The organism is Rhodococcus sp. UFZ-B548, from assembly GCF_903819475.1.
Lineage (GTDB): Bacteria > Actinomycetota > Actinomycetes > Mycobacteriales > Mycobacteriaceae > Rhodococcus_F > Rhodococcus_F erythropolis.
In genome coordinates this window covers 83,964-108,105 of sequence record NZ_CAIJDS010000023.1, presented here as the reverse complement: position 1 = coordinate 108,105, position 24,142 = coordinate 83,964, and the positions used below count along the sequence as shown (strand labels likewise).

Below are 24,142 nucleotides of genomic sequence, written 5' to 3'. Positions count from 1 at the left end.
AAACCCAGGAGCCGATCACTTCGAACATCGGCGGGCAGGACTACACCACAGAACCTGCGGACCCGGCAGATTCAGACCTCGGCCATCTCATGTCCGGTGACCCTAACTCCGAGGTCTCCGAACCACCGATCACTGAAACAGGAACCGGAAACCCTGTCGGCGACGCAATACTCGCCAATCAAACCCAGGAGCCGATCACTTCGAACATCGGCGGGCAGGACTACACCACCGAACCTGTCGTCACTGACACCTCCTTCACGGACGAAAACGGAACCAGCTGGTCTGGCACAGCCTCGAAAGTGCCGAACGTGTGGAGCTGGACGTACACCGACGCCCAGGGAGAAGAGCACGACCTGCAGGTCACCTACGACGAGCAGGGTCGCCCGCATCGGGTTTTCGACAACTACACCTCCACTCTGTACCTGTACGACTGGAGCACCGGCGAACCCGTTCTGATCGGCGACCCGCATTATCTGGACCCGGGCGTTGCTTTCGATCAGCCTTACACCGGCGAGATCATGAGCTTCGTTCTCCCACCATTGCGTGGGGGGCGTCTGATTGCTGGCGCAGTCCGGGCCGAAGACCTGATCGTCTCGAACCGGACAACACCGACCCGGCCCCCGACCAGCGCACCGTCTGTTCCGGCGCAGAGTGTTCCCCGGCCGGGTGGAGTGCCACCGCGCGGCATACCCGTCATCGACGGCACCGTTGCACCTGCCGAGCATGACCAACCCTCTGTTCCGTCCGTGAATGAACCTGCACGCCCGGATCCCACGATTCCGGAACCCTCGCAACCCACTTTTCCCGGCGATCCCGATCGTGGCGAGCGGGAACCATCCACGCCGGGGGAGATTGGTGATCCAGGGCCGAACCTGACACCAGGGATTTCTACCCCGAATGTTCCCTCGCCAGGTCACGTCGAGGAACCGAGTGTGCCGACTCTGCCCGATGTCGGTCAGGTGCCGGTGAATCCGGATGCTCCCGGCGCTCCGCTGCAACCTGGCCCACCGGAATTCGACCCCTTCGCCACCGATCCGAGCACCATTCCCAGCCCTGGCGCCATCGAGGACCCGACCGAGCGGCCGTCGACCAGCGTAGTTACACCGCCACAAAACGAGCACGAGCCAATCCAGCCGGGGGCCACGTTTGTTGGTCCGCCCGGAAGTGAAGGCGATCGGACGCCAGGCACCAGCCCAACTGTGGAGCAACCTCTCGACAGTACGTGGCCTTTGGGCACCGACTTCCCGTCTGGCGATACAAGTGACAGTCCGGGACCGACCGAACATGTTGACATGCCAGACTTTCCATGGCCACCTGCAAATACTTGGGGTCAAGTATATCCAGCTATTCTTGACCCCAGGACGTTCGAGACGATCCGACCGTTCCCATACGGAATGCCCAGCGTCCCACCAGCGGACCGAGTAACCTGGTCCTCGAGTGCACGTCAAATATTCTTGGCCGAATGGGAGGAAAGAGGTTTTCCTGTTCCGGAGCCGGCCGCCCCCGGAGCGGACCCCTGGGCAGGATGGGAGGTGCACCACATACTTCCCCGGAAGTACGGAGGCACGAATGACTTCTGGAATCTAGTTCCCCTGCCCAATTCTATACATGCACTCTTCACTCGATGGTGGGAATTTTATGCCGATATCTATAACTGATGCGCTGGAGTCCTATCCCGACATCCAGCGGGTCCTAGTCCCGACGCATCCAGGCCGATCATTCGACGTCTACAACACATACGACCCGCCGGCAGAGGCTGAAGAGGTGTCTCAGTATTGGAACCTAGATACCCTGCCGAGAGATCTCTTCGATTTATGGAGAAGCGCGAGAGAATGCAGACTTCACCACGATAGGGGCTTAGGAAAGGACGGAATAACACTCCTTTCTCCGCCCAAAGCTCGAGAAGTTACGGAACGCGAGCTGGAATTCTGGGATGACGAGGATGGGCGCTTCTTGAAGAGTGACATAATAATCGGCACAATGGTGGTCGAGCCAGATTTCATTGTATTCGACACAAGAAAAAACGACTTCAATGTTCTGTTAGCTTCAACTCTCGACGGACGTGAGGACTGGCCTATCGTGGGGCGGAACATTTCCGACTTCTTGCTGCGTTATCGTGATTTACCTGGAGAAAGCCACTGGCAGCGCTCGATCGTTTGATACACCGGAGAGCGAAGTTGGCTTCCATCCTCGAGGGAATCGATGGCTTGGCCATGTCGACCCCGAGGAAGGGGCGCGGTTCCGCATGGGAGCGGGTGTTGAAGTCTGCGGCGAGCAACCTTGGCCCAGAGTGGGTTGTGGCACGATCTGGCACTCAGGCGGAGTTGATCCATCTACCAGTGCGATGGTGGTTCAATTCCATTGGGTTTGGATCCCAAACCGAATCGGGAAGAGCTGACCTTCAGTCATGCGCCCCTGATGAGAGAATTCACGCCGGGCACTATCACCTTTCGACAGAGTTCATATCAACCTGGTCCCACAGATTCTGAACCACCGAATATTCAGATGGACATCTTCGATACCCGCGGTGCTGCGGAGATCGTGCGCTGGTGGGTCCGTCCACCAAGTTCTTTGCTGCAGCGCCGCTTCCCCGACTCGGTAGCTGCAGCCGAGCAGGCTTATGCCGACCGCAAGGAAGAGCCTTGCCGGGATTGGATGATTTCGGCTGGACTGCGGGTGATAGCTGACACCGGTTCGCCAATCGAGGTCATCGACAGCGTCCTCTGGGAGTTGGCTCGCCGTGACGTCGGTGGCCACGTCCAAAGTTTCTGGCGAGAATTTCGCGCGGTCGCGGAAAACAGAGACCGACTAGCGACATTGCAGTGGCTGGACGAAGAACGACGTCGTTCTGTAGAGGATGCATACGGGCTTCGGGATTCTGCGTTTGCCGATGTGATTTTCCGTACTGAGGACTCGTAGCCGAGGGAAGTAGGCGTGAGGGAGTGGAATCGGATGGATCGCGCGCCGCGTCGGAGAACCGCTGGCGGTGCGCACAGTCGCTCCTTTTCGTCTACCAAATAATACGAATGGTCCTTTATGGCAAGCATGCACATGAGCGATGACAAGCCTAAGTCGCCGAAATCGGTCACTGAGGTCCTGGAGTCCCTGGGAATGGACCGGGATCAGTTGCGGGAGATGGCGATAGATGCGATCGCAGACCTGACTCCGAAAAAGGGGAGAGGCGCTGCGTGGGAGAAGGTGTTGGGAGCGGCGGTTAAGAAGCTCGGGCCGAACTGGACGATCATCGGGAGCGGGTTGCGAGCCAAGCTGCTGCACACTCCGGTGCGATGGTTTTTCGACACCGTCGGGATCGATCCGATTCCCAACCGTGAGAAACTGACGATTACTCACCTACCACTCATCGAACCCCTCGATCCCGGAACACTCACTGAGTGGCAGGACCACTACGACAGCAGGCATAGCGGACACGACTACCATGGCCGCCAGATTGATATCTTTGATACCGTCTCCGCTGCCGAGCTAGTGATCTGGTGGGCTGAGGGGCCAGCATCCGAGCTGTTCGACGCACGATCGGTGGAGGCACTCACCCCACTCCGTGAGAAGCAGTACCTTGAGCGCAATCAGTCGGGTCCAGCACGCTGGACAATCTTGGCGGGGCTGCGTGTGATCACTGACACCGGTTCACCGCTCGAGGTTATCGACAACGCGATTGAATACTTCCGCGGCCGGGCTGCCGACCCGGCAGGTCCACTTGTCATGTTCTGGGAACAGTTTCGTGAGGTCGCTGCTGCCGGTGATCGAGAGAGGACACTGCGGTGGCTCGACGAGCATCGACGTGCCACGGTACGTGAGCACTGCGCGCTACCGGCGGTGTTCGCCGACGTTCTCGAAGACCTGGGCAACGGCTAGCCATGTGAGTACAAGAATCTCGAATTTACTTCGACCACAACACTTCAAGAGGAGAAATCAATGGACCACTGGGTCGTCGTCCCGGAACAGCCAGGGTTTGTCGGGGATCGCACAGTTGTCGATACCGCAACCTCGCCGCCGACCGTGGAGAGGGCGCACTTCGTGTTGACCCGGCAACCTACCGACGGACTGATCGGTGCCGGCCCGCTGGTGTTGGTGGACCGTGAGACCGCGGAAGCGTTCGAGGACAACGTCTTCGGTGAAGTGTCCCTTCATCCGGCGGACCTCGATACGGACCCGGCGTCGGGGTTGTTGCGGGTTCCCGACTTCGTGTGGTGTCAGGTGCATGGGCAAGCGGGGATGCTCGATATCGGCCTCACCGAGGACGGCCGCCTGGTGATGTCGGGGCAAGCGTTGTTGGTGTTCCACTCTTTCGGTGGCGGCATCGACAACGCCACCATCTCCGAATGGCTCGGCTGAACCAACTTGCCCTACATATGCTTTGCCGTGGTGAAACTATGTGATGGCATGCCTTGAGCGCAGCGCGCTCCCCCAAGCCGCCGTGATCGAGGAACTACCCACTGACACGTTGATCCGGTTGGGAGACAAGCCTATGCACGTCCATGCCGCCGACATCGTGGCAGTGCGCGCAGTGTCGGGCTATGGAGATCAGGTCGGATTGGAAAGGACGGGGCGATGAGCATGTTCGGGCGGCGGCCGACGGTAGCCGGATATTGGGGCACGCGGGTGCAGTCGAGTCAGGAGGTGGCGCAGACGATGCGGGCTTTCCTCGATGATCTGGAAGCGGTCGACCCGGGGTTGGCGTTGCCGTGGGTCTCGACTGCCGAGTTCGACAAGGTGCCAGCAGATCTCAGTGTGGACGGGTTGGTGCGAATCTTCGAGTATTCCCGCTCGAAGGAGATGGGGTATTCGGACACCCCGGGACCGGGTTACGACATCGACTTGTCGCCCGAGGACGGGACCGCGCGCCGGGTCGGTGCCTGGGTCGGCGGGCTGGAAACCAGTGCTCCCAACAGTGTCCGGGTGTCGTTGCCGACGGAGAAGCAGCTCACCGACAGTACCCGGCGGTTGCTCGACCCGGATATCGGAGACGCGATCGTGAGAGTGATCGTCAAGCATTGGGATCCGGATCCGGATCGGGCTCGGTGGAGCATCGGCGACTACCGGCACCTTCAGAATCGGTCGAAAGGTGAGGTGGAGGTGGGATGGGAAACATACTTCCATTCAGGAGTTACGTTCGATCGCAGTAAACTCCCCCAATCTGCGGTGGTGGAGGAACTGCCCATTGGCACGTTGGTTCGGTTGGGGGACAAGCCAATGGAGGTCGCTGCCGCCGACATCGTGGCGGTGCGGGCGGCGTTGGGTTACCCGGTGTAGGCCCCGCAACGGGTCTGGAATTCACCATTGCATCAGACGGCGAGAAATGTGTTAACCGGATGGCCTGCTTCGCCTTTCGATAGTATTGCCAGATGGCATCCCGAATCGACTTGCTCGCGTGGCTCCTCGATTCGGATCCAGCGATTCGGTGGCAGGTGGAGCGCGACCTGGTGAACGAAGCGCCCACTGTGTGGGCGGCGACGCGCGCGTCGATCGCCACCGAAGGATTTGGTGCACGCCTGCTTTCATTGCAGGACCGAGACGGCCAATGGGCGGGTGGGGCGTTCTTCCCGGCTGAATTCGACTTTGCGGGACCCGAAGCAGCAGAACAAAGTTCGCAACCCTGGACGGCAACAACCTGGACGCTCAACTCATTGCGGGAGTGGGGCCTCGACGCCAGTGTTCTGCGGGAGCGTCGTACCGCAGAACTGCTCGCGGAGAACTGTCGCTGGGAGTACGAGGGCCGGCCGTACTGGGACGGTGAGGTCGATTGCTGCATCAACGCCTGGACGGTGGCAAACGGTGTGTGGCTCGACATGCGTGTTGATGAACTGGCTGATTGGTTTGTGCAGCATCAACTTCCGGATGGCGGGTGGAACTGCGAGTGGATCGAAGGTTCGACGCGATCGTCGTTTCATTCGTCCCTCAATTCACTCAAAGGGCTTCTCGCGTACGAGATCGCGACCGGGGGAACAAAGGAGACGTGCGCGGCTCGACGATCCGGTGAGGAATTCTTGCTGCAGCGCGGTCTGTTCCGGCGACTCTCGACCGGCGAACCGGTGGGGCCTTGGGTCGGCCGGTTCGCGTACCCGTTCCGGTGGCGCTACAACGTGCTCAACGCAGCCGACTACTTCCGTGAAGCGTCGTTGTCGTATGGAAATGAGCCTGATCCGCGAATGGCGGACGCGATCGAGATGATCCGGGCCGCTCGAGCCTCGGATGGGACGTGGCTCCAGGCCGGTCGCCAACCGGGGCGGGTGTGGTTCGAGGTCGACACAGAGGCGGGGGAGCCGTCGAAGTGGCTGACTTTGTCCGGCATCCGAGTGCTCGCCTGGTGGGATCAATCCTCCCCTCTAGGTTCTGCATAACAAAAGAGTTACAGCGAGATTCATTTCACCTTTAAAGGTTATCGAAAGGTGATCTTCGACCTTCCAGTTGAAATATCCAGTACGGATGAAGAACATATTAACGACAGGATTGCCCTCAGTGCGGTGAAGGTTAATCATCTGAACAGGTGAGAAGATGTTCGGTGAAATTACCTACCCGATTGGATAGGCGGGTCACCGACGTTGGTAATCAAATAAGGCGCTCGCGGCTGTCTTGGTTAGGGAGCTAAGTCCCGAGCTGGAAACGGCATTTCTGCTCCGAAAGTGTCGCTCACCAGCGGCTACGTTCCCCATTTTGCAGGACTTAAACCACTTTCGGCGAGAATTGGTCCCGCAATTGTAGGTTGTGGAGCGTCCGCAATGTTTAGGCAAAGTCCCATCTTTTCCCAGAACAATGCTCTACTAAACGTGAAAACCGGATGTTCCCCCGATTTTGCTGAGAAGGTGCAACTATGGGGCGTAGCGTAACTGTCGCAGCGAACCGGAACATTGCGAATTGCTGCTCTAACCAATGACTTTGTTCAGGTCCGAATAATGCTCGGAGGTCGTCGATGTCGATGGAAATGGTGTTAGCCGAAGCAGTGATAGACAGTGGGGACACGGCGTGGGTGCTGATCTCCGCCGGCCTGGTTCTCTTCATGGTTCCCGGACTCGCCTTCTTCTACGCCGGTCTGGTGCGCGGTAGCAGTGCGCTCGTCATGTTGCAGCAGAACCTCGTCCCACTCGGACTCGTCTCGATTACCTGGGTCGTGTTCGGATACAGCTTCGCGTTCAGCGGAGACTGGGGTTCCGGCTTCCTCGGTGACTTGAAATTGTTCGGCTTGCAGGACATACACACAGCCGCCGCCCCGGGCTTCCACCTGATCGAAGGTGCAGTCGCGGTACCGACTCTGGCGTTCGTGGTCTATCAGATGATGTTCGCGATCATCACGCCCGCGCTGATCACCGGTGCGACCGCAAACCGGCTCAAGCCCTTGGGCTGGGCCGTTCTGCTCGTGCTGTGGTCGATCATCGTCTACCCCCCGATTGCGCACTGGCTCTTCAATCCCGAAGGCTGGCTGGCGCTCCGAGGAGCTCAGGACTGGGCCGGCGGAATTGTCGTCCACGCATCCGCCGGTGCCGCCGCCCTGGCAATCTTGCTGGTGGTCGGTAAACGCCCGGGATGGCCCAACGCCGAGGCAGTCCCGCACTCGGTGCCCCTGGCGTTGATCGGCGCAGGCATCCTGTGGTTCGGCTGGTTCGGATTCAACGCAGGCGACGGATTGGCCGCCGATGGTGTTGCGGCACAAGCCTTGATGAACACTCACATAGCCGCAGCGGGCGGCATGGTCGTCTGGCTCGTCATCGAAAGGTATACCGAGGGCAAGGCCACGGCGATCGGTGGGATCACCGGCGCGGTAGCCGGTCTCGCGACCGTCACCCCCTGCGCCGGCTTCGTCAGCACCTTCTCCGCGTTGGCGATCGGCGCGCTTGCCGGACTGGTCTGCCACTTCGCGCTCGCGCTCAAGTCGATCTTCAAGTTCGACGACGCGCTCGACGTCATCGCGGTCCACTTCATCGGCGGCATCCTCGGTTCACTCCTTCTCGGTTTGTTCGGCGAAAAAGCCATCAATTCGATCGGCCGCGACGGACTCTTCTTCGGCGGCGGCGCCGGACTACTCGGCGAGCAGGCGCTGGCGTTGATCGTCGTCATCGCTTTCTCGTTCGTGGTGACCTGGCTGATCGCCACGGGCATCGAGAAGACCATCGGTCTCAAGCTGGCCCCGAAAGACCAGGTGGACATCGACCGTCGTCAGCAAGGCATGGACGCATACCGCTACAACGCCGCATTCGTGGACGCGGGTGGTGCGCCGCAGACCAGCGGGTTCGACTCGGGGGTCCTGGTCGAGGGGGCAAAACTTGTTCCGCACCTCGGCGCCCCGAAGCACGAACTCATCACCGCGGTATTGCAGACCATCGAGTCTGAGAAGCTACGGGAGGCGCTGCTGGCCGCCGGAGCGGAGTCGATAGTCGTATCGGAAGCGCATGTCTCCGCGAGTGACTCGGCCTCGCTCAAGTTCCGCGGACAACGCAACGACGTCGTGTTCACCGAGCGGTTGCGTGTCGAGGTGCTGGTCGCCTCGGAACATGCACAGGCGGTTCTGGACGCGATCAACGAGTACTCGGGCGGCAGGAGGAGCGGTTTCGTCCAGCAAGCGGCCGAACCTCTCACCGAAGCGACGGAACAGGGGAGCTGACATGTATTCGACGACAGGGAGTTACCGCATGATCGACAAGGAGCGTTCAGAATGCATCTGACACCGCGAGAACTCGACAAGCTGACAATCCTCATGTTGGCGGATGTCGCACTGAGGCGAAAGGCAAAGGGGCTCAAACTCAATCACCCGGAGTCCGTCGCAGTTATCACTGCAGCCGCCCTGGAGGGAGCTCGGGAGGGCAAGACTCTCGAGGAGGTCATGGCCGACGCATCGCACGCCTTGACGGTCGACGACGTGATGGACGGTGTGGCGGAGATGATTCCACGTGTGCAGGTCGAGGCGGTGTTCCTCGACGGTAGCCGGCTCGTCACCGTGCACTCTCCGATCCAGTAGCCCGACCGAGATGTCAGGAGCACTCCAAGATGGCAAGCAAATCGACGAAGAAGGATTCCGGCGGCGAGAAGAAAGTACCGGTCGGCGGATACGTGTTGCGGGACGAGCCGATCGAACTCAACGAGGGCCGTCCACGTTTGAAGTTGCGAGTCCGAAACACCGGTGACCGTCCCATCCAGGTGGGTTCGCACTACCACTTCATGGAAGTCAATCGCGCGTTGTCCTTCGATCGTGAACAGTCCTTCGGCTGGCGCCTCGACATTCCCGCGGGCACGGCGGTCAGGTTCGAGCCGGGCGACGAGAAGGAAGTGACGTTGGTGCCGTTCGGCGGCAAGCAACGAGTGCAAGGCTTCAACGGACTTGTCGACGGTTGGGCGCCGACCCACGCCGCCTACCGGCCGAGGCTCCCCGGAGCCGTCCAGCGTGCCGAAGAACTCGGCTTCCTGTCCGAACCTCAAACCGACTGATTCTCGTTCACGGCGGACGAAGGAGAGCAACACCCATGACAAGCATTTCGAGACAAGAGTATTCGGGTCTGTTCGGGGTCACCACGGGTGACCAGATCAGGCTGGGTAATACCGACCTGTACATCGAGGTCGAGGAAGATCTTCGAACGATCGGCGACGAGTCGATCTACGGCGGCGGCAAGACGCTGCGCGACGGCATGGGCCAGGATCCGGAGTCGTGCAGCATCGACGGTGCCCTCGACCTCGTGATCACCAACGTGGTCATCGTCGATGCAACCATCGGCGTCGTCAAGGCAGACGTGGGAATCAAAGACGGCAAGATCGTCGGCTGGGGCAAGGCGGGAAACTCCAGCACGATGGAAGGCGTCACCCCGGGGCTGACCACCGGTCCGGCGACCGACGCGATTTCCGGTGAGCAGATGATCCTCACTGCAGCCGGCATCGATCCGCACGTGCACCTCGTGTCACCACAGCAGGCGTACCACGCGCTCAGTGGGGGAGTGACGACGCTGATCGGTGGCGGCATCGGCCCGACCGATGGAACCAACGGCACCACCATCACTTCCGGTATCTGGAACATGGAGATGATGCTCAAGGCCAACGAGGGTTTGCCGGTCAACGTCTGCATGTTGGGCAAGGGGAACTCGTCCGGGCATCAGTCGCTGGTCGAACAGATCAAGGCCGGTGCGGCCGGTCTGAAGGTCCACGAGGACTGGGGCGCGACACCGGCCACAATTCGTGAGTCTCTTCGGGTGGCAGACGAAATGGACGTTCAGGTCGCCATTCACACGGATACCCTCAATGAGGCCGGATACGTCGAGGACACCATCGCGGCCTTCGAAGGCCGTACCATTCACACCTATCACAGCGAGGGTGCGGGTGGTGGTCACGCACCCGACATTCTGCGGGTGACGGGCGAGGACAACGTACTTCCGGCGTCGACCAATCCGACGTTGCCGTACGGCATCAACACTCAGGCCGAGCTCTTCGACATGATCATGGTCTGTCACAACCTCAATCCCAAAGTGCCCTCGGATGTTTCGTTTGCCGAGTCTCGCGTTCGCGCGGAGACGATCGGTGCCGAGAACGTACTGCAGGACATGGGCGTCATCTCGATGTTCTCGAGTGACTCGCAGGCGATGGGCCGCGTCGGAGAAAACTGGCTTCGCGCGATCCAAACAGCGGACTGCATGAAGCGGTCCCGCGGAAAGCTGCCAGAGGATTCACCGACACACGACAACTTCCGCGTGTTGCGCTACGTCGCGAAGGTCACGATCAATCCAGCGTTGACGTTCGGTCTTTCGCATGTGGTCGGGTCGATCGGTGTCGGGAAGATGGCGGATCTTGTTCTCTGGGAGCCCGCATTCTTCGGCGCGAAGCCGAAGACGATCATCAAGAACGGTCTGATCAGCTGGCACGCCATGGGAGATCCGAATGCGTCGCTCCCGACACCACAACCGGTGATCTACCGGCCGATGTTCGGTGGATTCGGCAAGGCGTTGCCGCAGAGTTCGGTCTCGTTCGTCTCGCGAGCGGCACTCGACGACGGTATCAAGGATCGGCTCGGTCTCGAACGTCAAGTTGTTGCTGTCGAGGGGACCAGAACAGTCACCAAGCGTGATCTGGTTCGCAACTCGGCCACTCCGGAAATCAAGGTGGACCCGGAGACCTTCGCGGTGACTGCGGACGGCGTCCACGCATACGTCGAACCTGCCGAATCCATTCGCTTGAACCAACTTTACTTCTTCAGTTAGGGGTCTCCAGTGTCGGGAACAATCACACACACGCACGGCGCCGATGCGACGCCACACACGCACGGCGAGATGACCGCGCCGAGCGGAAAGCCGACGCGAGTCGACGCGCTGCTCGGGAAGGAGACCGACGAGGAGTGGGCCGGTCGACTCGACAATGCGGTAGTCGACGTCTTGTCGCTCGATCAGTGGGAAGCGCAGAAGAGTCGGTTACGACGCACCACGATCGGTGGCCGTGAATTGGCCGTCTCGCTCGATCGGGGTATTCAGTTGCAGGACGGCGACATTCTGCTGTGGGACGAGCCGGCGAACACCGTGGTCGTGGCCAGGATCAACCTCAAGGACGTTTTGGAGATCGACCTGAGCGCGCTGGTCGACGTCACGCCCGAGAAGATGATTCAGACGTGCCTGGAGTTGGGACATGCCGTGGGTAACCAGCACTGGCCTGCGGTGGTGAAGGGAATGAAGGTCTACGTTCCGTTGACCGTCGACAAGGCGGTCATGGGCTCGGTGATGCGGACACATGCTTTCGAGGGCATCGAGTACACCTTCATCCCGGGCGCCGAGGTCATTCCCTACATCGCTCCACACGAGGCACGCCGTTTGTTCGGTGCGGCCGCGCGTGAGGGCGAGGGGCATACCCATGACCCTCTCGTCTGAGGGATCCGGGCTCAGCATCAACCGCGCGATGCGGATGATGCAGTTTTCCGATTCCATGTTCCCGGTCGGTTCCTTCTCGTTCTCCAACGGTTTGGAATCGGCCGTGGCGCAGGGAATTGTCACGGGTGGTCCGTCGCTGCGGGAGTTTGTGCTCTCGGCCGCCCATCAGGGCGCGACGTGCGACGGTATCGCCGTACTCGCGGCGCACCGGGGTGCGGCAGCCGGTGATTTCTCGGCGATCCTCGCCGCTGATCATGCAGTGATCGAACGCAAACTCAACGAAGAAGCACGCACGATGAGTACCCGCATGGGTAAGAAGTTGGCCGAACTCGGCGGGCGCTTGGCCGGTGAGACCCTGTTCAACAAGTGGTTGGCCGCGATCGCATCGGGGGAGACACCGGGTACCTACCCCGTCGGCCTCGGAATTGCTTTCGCGGAGATGGGTTCTCCGGAAGAGGACGCTTTCACGGTCAATCAGTACGGTGTCGCGATGACGTTGCTCGGCGCTGCCCTTCGTATCGTCCGAGTCGATCACCTCGCGACGCAAGAGATTCTGTTCGAGGTCAATCAGACTGCCGGCCATGAGTACGCCGCAGTGCGTGACTACGGACTCGACGACATGTCCAATTTCGCCCCGATGATCGACATTCTGGCTGCGGTGCACGTCAAGGCGCACGTCCGAATGTTCATGAACTAGAAGGAGAACGATGAAGAAGACAACGCGCATCGGAATCGGCGGACCCGTGGGTTCGGGTAAGACCGCGCTCATCGAGGCGATCACACCGGAGTTCATCAAGCGGGGCACCAGCGTTCTGATCATCACCAACGACGTGGTCACCACCGAAGATGCCAAGCATGTGCGCAAGGCTCTCAAAGGTGTTCTCGTGGAGGAACGTATCGTCGGCGTAGAGACGGGAGCCTGCCCCCACACCGCCGTCCGCGAAGACCCGAGTATGAATCTCGCGGCGGTCGAGGACATGGAGAAGACGTTCCCCGACACCGACGTGGTGTTCATCGAAAGTGGCGGCGACAACCTCACACTGACGTTCAGTCCGGCTCTCGTCGACTTCTTCATCTATGTCATCGATGTGGCCGCAGGCGACAAGATTCCGCGCAAGAACGGTCCGGGAATCTCGCAGTCCGACATCCTGGTCATCAACAAGACCGATCTCGCACCGTACGTCAACGCCGATCTCGGAGTCATGGATCGCGACTCCAAGGGGATGCGCGGCGACAAGCCGTTCGTCTTCACCAATTGCATGACCGGGGAAGGCATCAAGGAAGTGGTGGACCTCATCGTGCACGGAGTCCTCTTCGACGAAGAGGAAGTGGGAGCGAGCGCACCGTGAGCGCACCGCCCGCCCCGGGAGCATCGCGGGCGCTCCCGGGTCCGATCCCGACCATCCCGGAACTCGACCAGTACCAGGACCAGCCGAAGCAGGCTCCGGCCGGCAAGGTCGGGAAGACCGGCGTTCTCGAGATGCGATTTGTCGACCGTGGCGACAAGACGATTCTGCGGGACATGTACCGCAAGACACCGTTGCTCGTTCAGCAGGCGCTGTACTGGGACGAAGCGTTGCCGACCATGCCGTGCGTCTACATGATCTCGACGTCCGGCAGTGTGTTGCAAGGTGATCGACTGTTCCTGACCATCGAGATGGAGCCGGGTTCTCTCGCGCACGTGACCACTCAGTCGGCCACCAAGGTTCACCGGATGGATGCCAATCACGCGTCGCAACTCCAGAAAGTGGTGCTCGCGGAGAATTCGTATCTCGAACTGATGCCGGGGGTGACGATCCCACACCGCAACGCGAGGTACTACGCGCGCACCGACATCACGGTGGATCCGACTGCAACGCTGTTGTTCTCGGAGATCGTGATGCCGGGTCGCAAGTATCACGACGGCGGAGAGATGTTCGTCTACGACCTGTACTCCACCTTGATCAAGGCAAAGCGCCCGGACGGGAAGAATCTCTTCACCGAGAAGTTGGTGATCGAACCGGCACGCTTCCCCGTGCGATACGGCGGAATCATGGGTGACCACGACGTGTTCGGCAATGTCATCCTGCTGACACCGAAGGAGCACGCCGACGCGATTCTCGAAGAGGTAGTTCCGGGCCGTGACGGCAAGGTCGTTTCCGGAGCGAGTCGGCTACCGAACGACGCCGGTCTCATCTTCAAAGTCCTCGGTCCGGAGAGCGAACCCGTCAAGGCGAAGGTTCGTGATTTCTGGGCTCTGGTGCGAAAGGCAGTTCTGGACACCACCATTCCGCCCGTCCCGCTCTGGGGATGACGCGGATCGTCGGAGAAGGATCGAGGGACGTGCGATGACCACCATCACCAAACCCTGGGACGACGTCGCGGACAAGAACGTCGTGCTCAGATTTATCGACACCAATCTCAAAGGCTCCGGGCAGGTGATGTTCCAGGGCAATGCGCTGACGGGCCTGCTGTTTCTGGTCGGTATCTTCTGGGGAGCGATAGCCGCGGACACGCTCACCGTCGCGATCGGTGCCCTGGTGGGTCTGGTGGTATCCACCGTCACCGGCATGATGCTGCACTCCGACGACGATTCGATGCGTATCGGCCTGTACGGATACAACGGAATTCTTGTGGGAGCTGCATTTCCGACGTTCCTTGCCGGTGGCGTGATGCTGTGGATCTACCTCGTGGTGGGAGCTGCCGCGTCGACCATCGCGTTCCTGGCTGTCGCCAATGTCTTCAAGACGTGGGGCGTACCGGCGCTGACCTTTCCGTTCAACCTCGTCAACTGGTTTTTCCTCCTCGCGGCGTTCCAGTTCCTGCGGATCGAAACGTCGGACCTCAGCGCCGGCCAGTTTCCCCAGCACATCGGGGACGCGTCGGTTCATGCCGACATCACTTTCAACTTCCTGTGGGACACGCTGTTTCGCAACGTCTCCCAGATCTTTCTGATCAACAACACTGTCACCGGCATTATCTTCGTGATCGCGCTGCTGGTCGCGTCGCGTTGGGCGGCGTTGTTCGCGCTCATCGGTTCCGCGATAGCGATGGGTTCGGTACTGGCGCTGGGCGCCAACACCGTCGACATCGGGAATGGTCTCTACGGGCTCAGTTCGGTGCTGACGGCAATTGCTCTCGGATCGGTGTTCTACAACCCGTCGTGGCGTGTGTTCGTCTACACCGTCTTCGGAGTGTTGGTCACTGTTGTCATCCACGGCACGCTGGTGTCTGCGTTCGCTCCGATCAGCCTGCCGGCCGGAACGGGCCCGTTCGTCTTCGCGACGTGGCTGTTCCTGCTGCCGAAGAAGAAGTTCGTTCCCATCCAGCACGACACCATCGAGGGCGGAGCGGCCGAAGGCAAGGATTCGATCGCAAAGGCGAACGGCTGAGCGTGGTTTGGTCAGACTTCAGTCGCATCGAGGTCGCGTCTGGCTAAGGTAACGAAATCGTCTGAGTGAAGAGTCATCTCGCCAAGTCGGGAAAAGCTAGATCCGTACATCTCGTCCACCACGGTCACATCGCTACCTGGCTGGGCAGCCGAAGAAAGGGCAATGACAACCCCGTTTACTATGTCGAGTTCGTTCTCGAGATAGCGTGCGATGGCCCCTGATCCGACGATCATGGCTTTAAGGCTGGAGCTTCGAAGTTGGTTTGTAGCGTCGTTCAGGATACCTTGGTTGGCGTAGAATAGCTGGCTATTTTGAGGTGCGGGATTGGCGCGACACACCTGTCCGATCCAGGAGTAAGCCGAATATGCTGCAATCCAATTCGATCGAGCCGCCCAGTAGATCCCGTAAGATTCTTGTCTTTTGGACTTCAGGAAATCTCTGGAGGCGTTCTTTTCTTGCTTTATCGCGATCTCCCACGCGAGATTTTCTTTCTGCGTTTCTGTTCGCTTCGTGACGTGGATGTTGTATGCGCCCACAAGGGCGCCGATCACCGTAGTCAGCAGTAGGAGAGAGAACTGATTGCTGTTCATTGTTCGATTGCCCCCGCCGGTTTGATTCGTTCACGTATCTGGCCATGCCGTCGTGAAATTACCGTCTACCACCGACACCGTCGGGCAGTCCCATTCGACTTAGAACTTAACCAATAGATCGTTCCGCTATGGCACCCTCGCGAACCGGTATCGCTCGAGTATTGTCTGGCCTCCGGTAGTCGGGCATGGTCGAAGCATGACCGTGCAGGTAGTTGTGATGGGTGTGGCCGGTGCGGGAAAGAGCACCGTGGCAGTAGGTCTCGCCACGTCTCTCGGAGCAGACTTCGTCGACGGTGACGATCTGCATCCCGAGTCCAAGGTCGCCAAGATGCGTTCGGGGACACCGTTGACCGACGAAGATCGCGTGCCGTGGCTCGACGCGATCGCGGCCTGGTTGTCCGGGCGTGCCGATGCGGGACGAACAGGCGTCGTTGCCTGTTCGGCTCTGCGGAAGGACTATCGGGACCGGTTGCGCCCGGACGGTCTTGACGTGCAGTTCGTCCACCTGGACGGTGAATTCGAGACTATCTCCGCACGTATGCGTTCCCGCGCCGGGCACTTCATGCCGGAGAGTCTGCTCATCTCCCAGTTCGAGGCTCTCGAACCGCTTACGGACGACGAGCGCGGCATCACGCTGAATGTCGTATCCAAACCGAGCACACTGGTGGGCGAGGCAGTCGACTACATCCATACATCTCAGAGGAGCGTCACAGCGTGAGTAGCACCGCAAGCCCCGGCCCGTTCGACATTTCCGGGAAGGTCGCGCTGGTGACGGGTTCGAGCCGAGGCATCGGCTCGGCCCTCGCTACTGGTCTCGCCGAGGCGGGTGCGGTAGTGGTGCTCAACAGCCGAAATGTCGACGTGCTCGAAGCCGAGCGTCGACGCATCGCCGACGCGACCGGTGCAACGGTGCACGCATTCGCTTTCGACGTCACCGATTCGGCTGCCGTCCGGGATGCGGCGACACGCATCGAGGCGGAGGTCGGCCCGGTCGAGATCGTTGTCAACAACACCGGCGTGCAGCACCGCGCCCCGCTTCTCGAGTTCGGCGACGACGACTTCCGGCGTGTCATGGACACCAACCTGACCAGTGCGTTCTACGTCGGACGTGAATTCGCCCGCGGCATGGTCGAGCGCGGACACGGGAAGATCGTCAACATCTGCTCGGTGCAGAGCGAGCTCGGCCGAGCGGGAATCGCACCGTACGCGGCCAGCAAGGGCGGGCTCAAGATGCTCACCCGCGGAATGTGCGCCGACTGGGCACCCTTCGGTTTGCAGATCAACGCGATCGCACCGGGATACTTCGACACCGAACTGACCTCTGCGCTGGTCAACGATCCGGAGTTCACCGCGTGGCTCGCCAAGCGGACACCCGCCGGACGTTGGGGCCGTACCGAGGAGCTGATCGGGTCGCTACTGTTCTTGGCCTCCCCGGCTTCGGATTTCGTCAACGGTCAGATCCTCTACGTCGACGGCGGAATGACGGCCGTCGTCTGATTGTCCGCTGTTAGATCGTCCGCTACTCGAACAGAAAGCACCCACATGACAGACGCCAGCGCCCCTCGTATCCACCTCGGTCCCGTCGAGGATCCTCACGTCGCCGACGGAATACGCCGAGCCGGTGGAGTTCTCGTTCCACTGGCAGACGCCGAGGGCGTCGTGTGGGTACACGGGCCGGAGACGTTCCCGTCGTCGCTACCCGATTCGGTTCGCTGGGTGCAGTTGCCGTTCGCCGGCATCGAGCCCTGGTTCGACGCCGGGGTGATCGACGACAAGCGGGTCTGGACGTCTGCTGCCGGAGCGTACGCGGGCAATGTTGCCGAACATACGATGATGCTTCTCCTCGCCGGAGTTCGTTCTCTCCCCGAACAATTGGCGGCGCAGTCGTGGCGCAAGGAAGAGTTCGACCCGCGGGTGGGCACTTTGCAGGGCTCGACAGTGGCGATCATCGGTTGCGGCGGAATCGGCCGTGCGTTGATCCCGTACCTCGCCGCGTCCAAAGTCAAGGTCATCGCGATCACCCGCTCCGGGACCCCTGTCGAGGGTGCTTCCGAAACGCTCTCGACCGACCGCACCGGCGAAATCTGGTCCAAGGCAGATCACTTCGTGATCGCAGCACCGTCGACATCCGCGACGCGGCATCTGGTCGGCAAGGCCGAACTGGACCAGATGTCGGAGTCGAGCTGGATCGTGAACATCGCGCGTGGCACCCTCGTCGACACGGACGCATTGGTCGACGCACTGGAAGCCGGTTCGATCGGCGGGGCGGCACTGGACGTCACCGATCCCGAGCCGTTGCCGGACGGGCATCGGTTGTGGAAGCTGCCCAACGCGATCATCACTCCACACGTCGCCAACCCGGCTACGACGCTCACCCGCGTCCTGGCAGATCACGTTGCAGCCAACGTCGCCCGATTCGCCGCAGGTGAGGACCTCGCCGCCGTGATCGATCCGTCGGCGGGCTACTGACCGCTCGCGTTGGTTCCCTTCACGTAATCGGCAACGACGGTGCGCAGAACATCGCGCACCGCCTCGGCCGGTTTGGAGAGGGGCTGATTGGCCGGGGTGCCAAGGGAGACATGCACTTCGATGCCCGGCTCGATGCGTCGTAGCTCGAGCGCTTCGACGTCCATGACCCTGCGGGCCACCGACCACGGCAGAACCGTCGCGCCCAATCCGGTGCGTACGGCCTCGGACAGCGTCATCACCGATTCCACTTCGGCCACGACGTTCGGTTGCTGCTCTGCACGGTCGAAAGCCTGCTCCACCACCTTGCGGATGGTGTGCATCCGACCCGGAAGCAATAGTGGCAGTTCGGCGATCTCGGGCAGGGAGATGTCGGATCCCGATTCGCCTGCCAGTCCGGTACCGAACGGGGCAACCACCACCAGCTCCTCGGTGAGCAAGCGTTCGAACGTCACACCCTTGATCGGGCCGGCGTCGTACAACAACGCCAGATCCATGCGACCGGTCATCATCGCTTCGCTGAGCACGCCACCGAAGTTCTCGTTGATGTGCAACAAGATATTCGGGTGCTGCTCGCGCACACGGGCCAAGAGCGGCAAGGCGATTGCCGTCGCGGTGCTGTACGGGGCGAGGCCGACCGAGACGCCACCCGCCAGCGCCCGTCCGACCACGGACACCTCGGCCTGGGCACTCTCCACCTGACGCAGAATCACCTGAGCATGCCGATAGAGTGCGTGCCCCGCATCGGTCGGCTCGACACCCTGTTTGCTGCGGATCAGAAGTTGCTGACCGAACTGCGTTTCCAGCGACGTCATCTGTTGGCTCAGGGCGGGTTGTGCGATGTGCAGGATGTCGGCGGCTCGGGTGATGCTGCCGGCATCGACAATTCGTACGAACGAGTAGAGCCTTCTCGTGTCCATGCTGTGCAAACTACCAGCTCAACGGACATATCGAATTCCGATCACCCCAACGCGAAACGGTATTAACAACCCTTTGGCGTTCCTGAGTAGCGTCCCAGAAACACCGAAGTCGACACACAGAACTTCGACAGTCGGACCAACCACGGGCAACGGCGCCCGTACGAACAAGTAAACGAACCGGAAGGACCGAAATGGCAACCAGCATCGATCTTGTCGCCGATCTCGGCGAAGGTTTCGGCACGTGGACCATGGGCGCCGACGATGCTCTGCTCGACACGCTGACTTCGGCCAACATCGCTTGCGGATTCCATGCAGGCGATCCACGAACCATGGATGCGACCGTGCGGGGGTGCGTATCGCGCGGTATCGGCATCGGCGCGCATCCGAGTTTTCCGGACCTCGCCGGATTCGGACGTCGCGCGATGGATCTCAGTGAGAACGAGGTCCGAACCGACGTGCTGTTCCAACTCGGCGCCCTTCACGCCTTTGCGGTCGCGAGCGGAACGTCGTTGTCGCACATCGCTCCCCACGGCAAGCTCGGGAATCTTGTTGCCGTACGCCAGGATTACGCGCGCGCCGTCGTCGATGCGGTCGCGGCCTTCGATCCGTCGTTGATCGTGCTCGCCCAGGACGGGGCGTTGGCCGACGAGGCGACTGCCCGCGGATTGAGCGTCGGCATCGTCGGAATCGCGGATCGCGCATACAACTCCGACGGAACTCTCGTGCCCCGCAGCGAGCCGGGAGCGGTGATTCACGACGTCGACGTTCTGGTCGAGCGGACCGTTCGGATGGTGGTCGAGGAAGTCGTCGAAGCTGTGGACGGCACGTTGATCCCGGTTGTCGCCGATACGGTCCTCGTGCACGGTGACAACCCCGGTGCCGTCGCGAACGCGAAGGCGATTCGCGCCGCGCTCGAGGCCGCCGGTGTCACCATTGCGCCGCTGACCCGGGTCGTGGCGTCACGGCGGGCCCGTGATGTCGGGTGTTCCGCGTGAAGACCTACGTCGCCGACTGCGGTGACGCCGCCGTTCGCGTCAGTGTCAGCGGCGGGACCGCCGAGCAGAACTGGAACACCGTTCGATCGATCGCTGCACGTTTCGATCTCGGTGCCGACGGCATCGTCAGCGTCATCCCGACATACGACGCCCTTCTGGTCGAGTTCGACAACCTCCTCACCGACCACGACGCCGTCCGCGGCCTGGTTCGCGAAGCAACGACTATCCCCCGACCGCTGGAAGGTGAACCTCGGACGTTCGAGATCCCCGTCGTCTACGGGGGCGAACACGGCCCGGACCTGGGTGAGACAGCGCGGTTCCTCGGCGTCACCGAAGCCGAAGTGGTGCGCCTTCACTCCGCAGCCCCGTTGGTCATGCGTTGCTACGGCTCACCCGGCGGCGCCCCGATGCTCGACGGCCCGGCGTTCGGCCTTCCCATCCCGCGTCGATCGAGCCCGCGACCGCACGTCGCGGCCGGTTCCGTTGCGGTGGCCGGACGTCAGGCAGTCGTTTCGGCCAGGCCTGCGCCCGGTGGTTGGGCAGTGATCGGCCGGACCCCGCTCATCTTGGTCGATCCGGCGTCGGAGCAGATTTCTGCCTACCGCCCGGGCGATCTGTTCGTCTTCCGTGCGATCGACGCCGATCGATGGGATGATTTCGACGGTCGCTCGCTCCTGCCCGTAGGGGGTGATCCCCATGGCTGAGACCGTCACCGTCCAGACTCCCGGAATCAGCTCCGTCCAGGATTTGGGGCGTGGATCGGCGTCGCAATTCGGTCAGGCGACGGGCGGCGCAGCCGACCAGATCAGCGCGGAGATCGCCAACGCGTTGGTGGGTAGTAGACGCGAGGCCCCGCTGCTGGAGTTGACGGCACTCGACTTTTCAGCGTCGGCGTCCACGGATCTGCTGATCGCCGTCACGGGTGCACCCGCAACGGTGACCGTGGACGGACATCGGCAACCGCAGTGGGAACCGATCGTCTGGCGAGCCGGTCAGCGGCTTGCCGTCACGGGAATCCACGACGGATTGCGCGTCTACGTCGCCGTCCACGGAGAGCTGGCGGCCGACTACCTCCTGGGCAGCTGCGCTCCCGACCAGGTCCTCGGATTCGGCCGTCACTTGACCGCGGGGGAGACGCTGGTCGTCGACACCGACTGCCCGCCGATCGACCACCCGGTCTTCCGGCTACCGCTGTTCCGGTTGCTGCCCGACCGACCGTCCTTCGGCAACGTGTGGACGCTCGACGTGACCGACGGCCCCGACATCGAAGACTTCGGTGAGAGCGGAGCCGCGCTGTTCGGCACCGAATTCGTGGTGGGCGATCAGAGTAATCACATCGGGCTGCGGCTGGCATCTACCGATCAGCAGCCGCTCCCACAACGCACCAGCACCGGCGAGGTCCTCTCTCGCGGCGTCCCCATCGGCGCCGTCGAAGTGCCCGCAGGCAACGAGCTTCTGGTTCTGCATCGAGGTAGAGGCGTCACCGCCGGCTATCCGGTGCTGGCCGTCGTCACCACCGTTTCACTCTCACAGCTGGGACAGGCCCGACCCGGGCACCGCGTCCGATTCCGGAACTGCAGCGTCGCAACGGCGGTTGCAGAGCACCGCGAACAGCAGCACCGCATCGCCTTGCTGAGGCGGCGTGTGCAGAACGTATTCACCACCCTCCGGATACCTCTTCACACCTCGGAAGCCCGAGTACCGAGCCACGTCGGCACCACACGCCCCGCGAGCGCTCCGCGCCGCGCGTCTATTTTGGAGACAGCATGACCAACACCATCGAAGCGGTAGACGGCCAGGTAGCCGACCCGCGCAAGGTCCGGAAAGTCGTCGCAGCGGGCTGCGTCGGCATCTTCGTCGAGCTCTACGACAACGGTGTCTTCGCGTTCATGGCGACGGCACTGGCCATCGTGTTCTTCGACGTGTCGAAGTCGAGCGACGCGCTGATGCTGGTGTTCGCCGGCTACGCGGTCTCGTTCTTCGTTCGGCCCCTCGGCGCGGTGGTCTGCGGCATCCTCGGCGACCGGATCGGTCGACAGAAGATGTTGGTGTTCGTCATCATGCTGATCAGCGTGGCGACCGCCGGTATCGGCTTGCTGCCCACCTACGCGGCCATCGGTATCGCGGCACCGGCACTGCTGATCTTCCTGCGGATCGTGCAGGGATTCTCCGTCGGTGGTGAAGCGGCCGGCGCCATGACGTTCCTCGCCGAACACGCCCCCGAAGGCAAGCGCGGCTTGATCACGAGCTACGCGCAGATCGCGTCGTTCCTGGCCCTGCTGACCGGAACGATGATCGCGTTTGCCATGTCGCCGTGGCTCAATGCTGAAGCGATCAACGGCGGCGGACTCGCATCGTGGGCGTGGCGCATCCCGTTTCTCATGGCCATTCCGATGGGAATCATCGGCTGGTATATCCGCCGCGCGATCTCCGATACCCCGAACTTCGAGCGGCTCAAGGAATCCGGCGGTTTGTCGCGCAATCCGCTCAAGGAAGCATTCTCCACTCCCGAGCACCGCCGCGCCATGATCCTCGCCCTGTTCATCCCCTGATGAACGGTTCCGGCTACTACGTTCTGTTCTCGTACATGCCCACGTTCCTCAAAGGCGATCAGATCGGATTCTCCACCGGGACGGCGCTTCTCGTCACTGCCTCCAGCCTGGTCGCGATCTGCTTCGCGATTCCGTTCATGGGTGCTCTCTCCGACCGGATCGGTCGCAAGAAGGTCATCGCCGGTGCTGCTGCGGCAATGGCGATCGGAGCGATCCCCTGCTACGCCATGATCGTGACCGGCAACGTCGGCCTCGCCGTTCTCGGTGCATGCCTCATGGCAGTGATTTTCGCCGGGCACACAGCCGTCATCCACATCCTGATAGTCGAACTGTTTCCCACGCGGGTTCGCTACTCCGCCTACGGTTTGGGCTACAACATCTCGTCCGCACTCTTCGGTGGTACCGCACCGTTGTTGATGACCTGGTTGATCCCCGAATTCGGTATCTACGTTCCCGCCTTCTACGCGGTCATCACTGCAATCGGCACGCTGATCGCGGTCAGCACCATCACCGATCGCGCCCACGTTCCGCTACGCGACACTCTGTGACTTCTCGCGTGAGTCACTCCTGATCCGGCCCGGTGGCCGCCTGCAGTCCGCGGCGGCCGCCGGGTCATACCAATTTCTTCCTGTAGGAGCACACAATGCCTTTCTCCGATTACCGCACAGCTCTCGTCACCGGCGCCAACACCGGAATGGGTGCCGCCGTCACCGAGATGTTCACCAAGCGCGGACTGACGGTCTACGGCGTCGCCCGCAATGCCGACAAGCTCGGTGAGGTTGCCGATCGCACCGGAATGATCCCTCTGCCCGTGGACATCACCGACACCGCCGCGCTCGCAGAAGCTGTCGGCGGACTGGAGATCGACATCCTCGTCAACAACGCGGGGGTGTCCGCAACCGGAAATATTCTCGACGCCGAAGAAGCATCGGTCGACGCGATGGTAGACGTGAATCTTCGTGCGGTGCTGCACCTGTGTCGCATTCTGTTGCCGGGAATGGTGCAGCGCGATCTCGGTCACGTCGTCAACATCAGCTCGATCGCCGGCCTGTACAACTTCTACGGCCACACTGCCTACCACGCGACCAAGGCTGCGGTGCACCAGATTTCGCGCCAGCTGCGAAACGACTGCATCGGCAAGCGGATTCGAGTGACCGAGATCTGCCCCGGCCGGGTCGAGACCGAGATCTTCGGTCGCAACCTCGGCGGCACGCCCGAAGCCATGAAGGAAGCGTGGGAGACCTTCTACGAAGGCTACGAATCCATTACCACCAAGGACATCGCGGATACCATCGAGTTCGCGATCGACGCCCCTGGTCACGTCAATCTGGGTCTCATCGAGGTGCTCCCCACCTTCCAGGTGCCCGGTGGCCTCGACTTCATCCGTCGCAACGACTGAGAGAGC

At 61.4% G+C, this 24,142-nt stretch carries 27 protein-coding genes and 1 pseudogene; 26 read left to right on the top strand and 2 right to left on the bottom strand.

The window, feature by feature from the left end:
* The 17 genes and pseudogenes from H7C86_RS20335 to yut form a co-directional block, all read left to right on the top strand.
* Positions 1 to 1,658, top strand: a pseudogene (locus H7C86_RS20335) (hypothetical protein); the annotation flags it as partial.
* A complete protein-coding gene (locus H7C86_RS20330) occupies positions 1,639 to 2,160 on the top strand; it encodes a hypothetical protein (protein WP_020968153.1) in 522 nt (173 codons plus the stop codon). The pseudogene H7C86_RS20335 and the gene H7C86_RS20330, both read left to right, overlap by 20 nt.
* A 207-nt stretch (positions 2,161 to 2,367) precedes the next feature.
* Positions 2,368 to 2,919, top strand: a complete 552-nt coding sequence (locus H7C86_RS20325; protein WP_197941347.1) for a hypothetical protein — start codon at positions 2,368 to 2,370, stop codon at positions 2,917 to 2,919.
* 132 nt (positions 2,920 to 3,051) lie between these two features.
* A complete protein-coding gene (locus H7C86_RS20320) occupies positions 3,052 to 3,870 on the top strand; it encodes a hypothetical protein (protein WP_136471673.1) in 819 nt (272 codons plus the stop codon).
* Between the two features lie 60 nt (positions 3,871 to 3,930).
* Positions 3,931 to 4,350 carry a hypothetical protein gene (locus tag H7C86_RS20315; RefSeq protein WP_030535789.1) on the top strand — a complete coding sequence of 140 codons (420 nt, stop codon included), beginning with the start codon at positions 3,931 to 3,933 and terminating at the stop codon, positions 4,348 to 4,350.
* A gap of 43 nt (positions 4,351 to 4,393) precedes the next feature.
* Positions 4,394 to 4,570, top strand: a complete 177-nt coding sequence (locus H7C86_RS20310; protein ID WP_155277918.1) for a hypothetical protein — start codon at positions 4,394 to 4,396, stop codon at positions 4,568 to 4,570.
* Positions 4,567 to 5,268, top strand: coding sequence for an Imm52 family immunity protein (locus H7C86_RS20305; protein WP_259349255.1), 702 nt, complete (start codon positions 4,567 to 4,569; stop codon positions 5,266 to 5,268). Before H7C86_RS20310 ends, H7C86_RS20305 begins: the two co-directional genes overlap by 4 nt.
* A 92-nt stretch (positions 5,269 to 5,360) precedes the next feature.
* The gene (locus H7C86_RS20300) at positions 5,361 to 6,356 is read left to right on the top strand and encodes a squalene cyclase (protein WP_182262130.1); all 996 of its coding nucleotides are present in this window, start codon (positions 5,361 to 5,363) and stop codon (positions 6,354 to 6,356) included.
* A 569-nt stretch (positions 6,357 to 6,925) separates the two neighbouring features.
* Positions 6,926 to 8,611 carry an ammonium transporter gene (gene amt, locus H7C86_RS20295; protein WP_182262129.1) on the top strand — a complete coding sequence of 562 codons (1,686 nt, stop codon included), beginning with the start codon at positions 6,926 to 6,928 and terminating at the stop codon, positions 8,609 to 8,611.
* 51 nt (positions 8,612 to 8,662) lie between these two features.
* Positions 8,663 to 8,965 carry an urease subunit gamma gene (locus H7C86_RS20290; RefSeq protein WP_007731718.1) on the top strand — a complete coding sequence of 101 codons (303 nt, stop codon included), beginning with the start codon at positions 8,663 to 8,665 and terminating at the stop codon, positions 8,963 to 8,965.
* A gap of 29 nt (positions 8,966 to 8,994) precedes the next feature.
* Positions 8,995 to 9,432, top strand: coding sequence for an urease subunit beta (locus H7C86_RS20285; protein WP_003943812.1), 438 nt, complete (start codon positions 8,995 to 8,997; stop codon positions 9,430 to 9,432).
* 35 nt (positions 9,433 to 9,467) lie between these two features.
* A complete protein-coding gene (locus tag H7C86_RS20280; RefSeq protein WP_003943847.1) occupies positions 9,468 to 11,186 on the top strand; it encodes an urease subunit alpha in 1,719 nt (572 codons plus the stop codon).
* A 9-nt stretch (positions 11,187 to 11,195) separates the two neighbouring features.
* Positions 11,196 to 11,843 (top strand): urease accessory protein UreE, encoded by a 648-nt coding sequence (gene ureE, locus H7C86_RS20275; RefSeq protein ID WP_007731715.1) that lies wholly within the window; start codon positions 11,196 to 11,198, stop codon positions 11,841 to 11,843.
* Complete coding sequence (locus H7C86_RS20270; protein ID WP_042921156.1) at positions 11,827 to 12,540, top strand: urease accessory protein UreF; 714 nt, start codon at positions 11,827 to 11,829, stop codon at positions 12,538 to 12,540. Before ureE ends, H7C86_RS20270 begins: the two co-directional genes overlap by 17 nt.
* A 10-nt stretch (positions 12,541 to 12,550) precedes the next feature.
* Positions 12,551 to 13,192 (top strand): urease accessory protein UreG, encoded by a 642-nt coding sequence (gene ureG / locus H7C86_RS20265; protein WP_007731713.1) that lies wholly within the window; start codon positions 12,551 to 12,553, stop codon positions 13,190 to 13,192.
* On the top strand, positions 13,189 to 14,136 hold the full coding sequence (locus H7C86_RS20260; protein WP_182262128.1) for an urease accessory protein UreD: 948 nt from the start codon (positions 13,189 to 13,191) through the stop codon (positions 14,134 to 14,136). The genes ureG and H7C86_RS20260 overlap by 4 nt, the downstream gene beginning before the upstream one ends.
* Before the next feature lie 34 nt (positions 14,137 to 14,170).
* Positions 14,171 to 15,214, top strand: coding sequence for an urea transporter (yut, locus tag H7C86_RS20255; protein WP_097388020.1), 1,044 nt, complete (start codon positions 14,171 to 14,173; stop codon positions 15,212 to 15,214).
* Positions 15,215 to 15,225: 11 nt separating this feature from the next.
* Here the strand turns inward: yut and H7C86_RS20250 are convergent, their stop codons facing one another.
* Positions 15,226 to 15,804 (bottom strand): hypothetical protein, encoded by a 579-nt coding sequence (locus tag H7C86_RS20250; protein ID WP_024488167.1) that lies wholly within the window; start codon positions 15,802 to 15,804, stop codon positions 15,226 to 15,228.
* A gap of 196 nt (positions 15,805 to 16,000) precedes the next feature.
* Between H7C86_RS20250 and H7C86_RS20245 the strand changes: the two genes are divergently transcribed.
* Genes H7C86_RS20245 through H7C86_RS20235 form a run of 3 tightly spaced genes read left to right on the top strand, consistent with a single transcriptional unit; the run spans position 16,001 to position 18,273 of the window.
* Complete coding sequence (locus H7C86_RS20245) at positions 16,001 to 16,522, top strand: gluconokinase (RefSeq protein ID WP_182262127.1); 522 nt, start codon at positions 16,001 to 16,003, stop codon at positions 16,520 to 16,522.
* On the top strand, positions 16,519 to 17,301 hold the full coding sequence (locus H7C86_RS20240) for an SDR family oxidoreductase (protein WP_182262126.1): 783 nt from the start codon (positions 16,519 to 16,521) through the stop codon (positions 17,299 to 17,301). The genes H7C86_RS20245 and H7C86_RS20240 overlap by 4 nt, the downstream gene beginning before the upstream one ends.
* Before the next feature lie 45 nt (positions 17,302 to 17,346).
* Complete coding sequence (locus tag H7C86_RS20235) at positions 17,347 to 18,273, top strand: D-isomer specific 2-hydroxyacid dehydrogenase family protein (protein ID WP_182262125.1); 927 nt, start codon at positions 17,347 to 17,349, stop codon at positions 18,271 to 18,273.
* Here H7C86_RS20235 and nac read toward each other — a convergent pair.
* Positions 18,267 to 19,190: a nitrogen assimilation transcriptional regulator NAC gene (nac, locus tag H7C86_RS20230; RefSeq protein WP_030535780.1), complete on the bottom strand. Its 924-nt coding sequence runs from the start codon at positions 19,188 to 19,190 to the stop codon at positions 18,267 to 18,269. The two genes, H7C86_RS20235 and nac, sit on opposite strands and share 7 nt — an antisense overlap.
* A 191-nt stretch (positions 19,191 to 19,381) precedes the next feature.
* Between nac and H7C86_RS20225 the strand changes: the two genes are divergently transcribed.
* The 6 genes from H7C86_RS20225 to H7C86_RS20205 all read left to right on the top strand — a co-directional run bounded on the left by H7C86_RS20225 (position 19,382) and on the right by H7C86_RS20205 (position 24,136).
* Complete coding sequence (locus H7C86_RS20225; protein ID WP_007731705.1) at positions 19,382 to 20,185, top strand: LamB/YcsF family protein; 804 nt, start codon at positions 19,382 to 19,384, stop codon at positions 20,183 to 20,185.
* Positions 20,182 to 20,889 carry an allophanate hydrolase subunit 1 gene (locus tag H7C86_RS20220; protein WP_259349254.1) on the top strand — a complete coding sequence of 236 codons (708 nt, stop codon included), beginning with the start codon at positions 20,182 to 20,184 and terminating at the stop codon, positions 20,887 to 20,889. Before H7C86_RS20225 ends, H7C86_RS20220 begins: the two co-directional genes overlap by 4 nt.
* Positions 20,882 to 21,955, top strand: a complete 1,074-nt coding sequence (locus H7C86_RS20215) for a biotin-dependent carboxyltransferase family protein (protein ID WP_020905841.1) — start codon at positions 20,882 to 20,884, stop codon at positions 21,953 to 21,955. The genes H7C86_RS20220 and H7C86_RS20215 overlap by 8 nt, the downstream gene beginning before the upstream one ends.
* Positions 21,952 to 22,737, top strand: a complete 786-nt coding sequence (locus tag H7C86_RS37300; RefSeq protein WP_259349253.1) for an MFS transporter — start codon at positions 21,952 to 21,954, stop codon at positions 22,735 to 22,737. Before H7C86_RS20215 ends, H7C86_RS37300 begins: the two co-directional genes overlap by 4 nt.
* Entirely contained in the window at positions 22,737 to 23,285 is a 549-nt protein-coding gene (locus H7C86_RS37295; RefSeq protein ID WP_259349252.1) for an MFS transporter, read from the top strand. Before H7C86_RS37300 ends, H7C86_RS37295 begins: the two co-directional genes overlap by 1 nt.
* A 95-nt stretch (positions 23,286 to 23,380) precedes the next feature.
* Complete coding sequence (locus H7C86_RS20205; protein WP_042950374.1) at positions 23,381 to 24,136, top strand: SDR family oxidoreductase; 756 nt, start codon at positions 23,381 to 23,383, stop codon at positions 24,134 to 24,136.
* Positions 24,137 to 24,142 lie beyond the last annotated feature (6 nt).

Excerpts from the sequence above, each read along its gene's own strand:
- H7C86_RS20330 (WP_020968153.1), top strand. The coding sequence starts at position 1,639 with ATGCCGATATCTATAACTGATGCGCTGGAGTCCTATCCCGACATCCAG.
- H7C86_RS20320 (WP_136471673.1), top strand. The coding sequence starts at position 3,052 with ATGAGCGATGACAAGCCTAAGTCGCCGAAATCGGTCACTGAGGTCCTG.
- H7C86_RS20315 (WP_030535789.1), top strand. The coding sequence starts at position 3,931 with ATGGACCACTGGGTCGTCGTCCCGGAACAGCCAGGGTTTGTCGGGGAT.
- H7C86_RS20310 (WP_155277918.1), top strand. The coding sequence starts at position 4,394 with ATGGCATGCCTTGAGCGCAGCGCGCTCCCCCAAGCCGCCGTGATCGAG.
- H7C86_RS20305 (WP_259349255.1), top strand. The coding sequence starts at position 4,567 with ATGAGCATGTTCGGGCGGCGGCCGACGGTAGCCGGATATTGGGGCACG.
- H7C86_RS20300 (WP_182262130.1), top strand. The coding sequence starts at position 5,361 with ATGGCATCCCGAATCGACTTGCTCGCGTGGCTCCTCGATTCGGATCCA.
- amt (WP_182262129.1), top strand. The coding sequence starts at position 6,926 with ATGTCGATGGAAATGGTGTTAGCCGAAGCAGTGATAGACAGTGGGGAC.
- H7C86_RS20290 (WP_007731718.1), top strand. The coding sequence starts at position 8,663 with ATGCATCTGACACCGCGAGAACTCGACAAGCTGACAATCCTCATGTTG.
- H7C86_RS20285 (WP_003943812.1), top strand. The coding sequence starts at position 8,995 with ATGGCAAGCAAATCGACGAAGAAGGATTCCGGCGGCGAGAAGAAAGTA.
- H7C86_RS20280 (WP_003943847.1), top strand. The coding sequence starts at position 9,468 with ATGACAAGCATTTCGAGACAAGAGTATTCGGGTCTGTTCGGGGTCACC.
- H7C86_RS20270 (WP_042921156.1), top strand. The coding sequence starts at position 11,827 with ATGACCCTCTCGTCTGAGGGATCCGGGCTCAGCATCAACCGCGCGATG.
- ureG (WP_007731713.1), top strand. The coding sequence starts at position 12,551 with ATGAAGAAGACAACGCGCATCGGAATCGGCGGACCCGTGGGTTCGGGT.
- yut (WP_097388020.1), top strand. The coding sequence starts at position 14,171 with ATGACCACCATCACCAAACCCTGGGACGACGTCGCGGACAAGAACGTC.
- H7C86_RS20250 (WP_024488167.1), bottom strand. The coding sequence starts at position 15,804 with ATGAACAGCAATCAGTTCTCTCTCCTACTGCTGACTACGGTGATCGGC.
- H7C86_RS20245 (WP_182262127.1), top strand. The coding sequence starts at position 16,001 with ATGACCGTGCAGGTAGTTGTGATGGGTGTGGCCGGTGCGGGAAAGAGC.
- H7C86_RS20235 (WP_182262125.1), top strand. The coding sequence starts at position 17,347 with ATGACAGACGCCAGCGCCCCTCGTATCCACCTCGGTCCCGTCGAGGAT.
- nac (WP_030535780.1), bottom strand. The coding sequence starts at position 19,190 with ATGGACACGAGAAGGCTCTACTCGTTCGTACGAATTGTCGATGCCGGC.
- H7C86_RS20225 (WP_007731705.1), top strand. The coding sequence starts at position 19,382 with ATGGCAACCAGCATCGATCTTGTCGCCGATCTCGGCGAAGGTTTCGGC.
- H7C86_RS20215 (WP_020905841.1), top strand. The coding sequence starts at position 20,882 with ATGGCTGAGACCGTCACCGTCCAGACTCCCGGAATCAGCTCCGTCCAG.
- H7C86_RS37300 (WP_259349253.1), top strand. The coding sequence starts at position 21,952 with ATGACCAACACCATCGAAGCGGTAGACGGCCAGGTAGCCGACCCGCGC.
- H7C86_RS37295 (WP_259349252.1), top strand. The coding sequence starts at position 22,737 with ATGAACGGTTCCGGCTACTACGTTCTGTTCTCGTACATGCCCACGTTC.
- H7C86_RS20205 (WP_042950374.1), top strand. The coding sequence starts at position 23,381 with ATGCCTTTCTCCGATTACCGCACAGCTCTCGTCACCGGCGCCAACACC.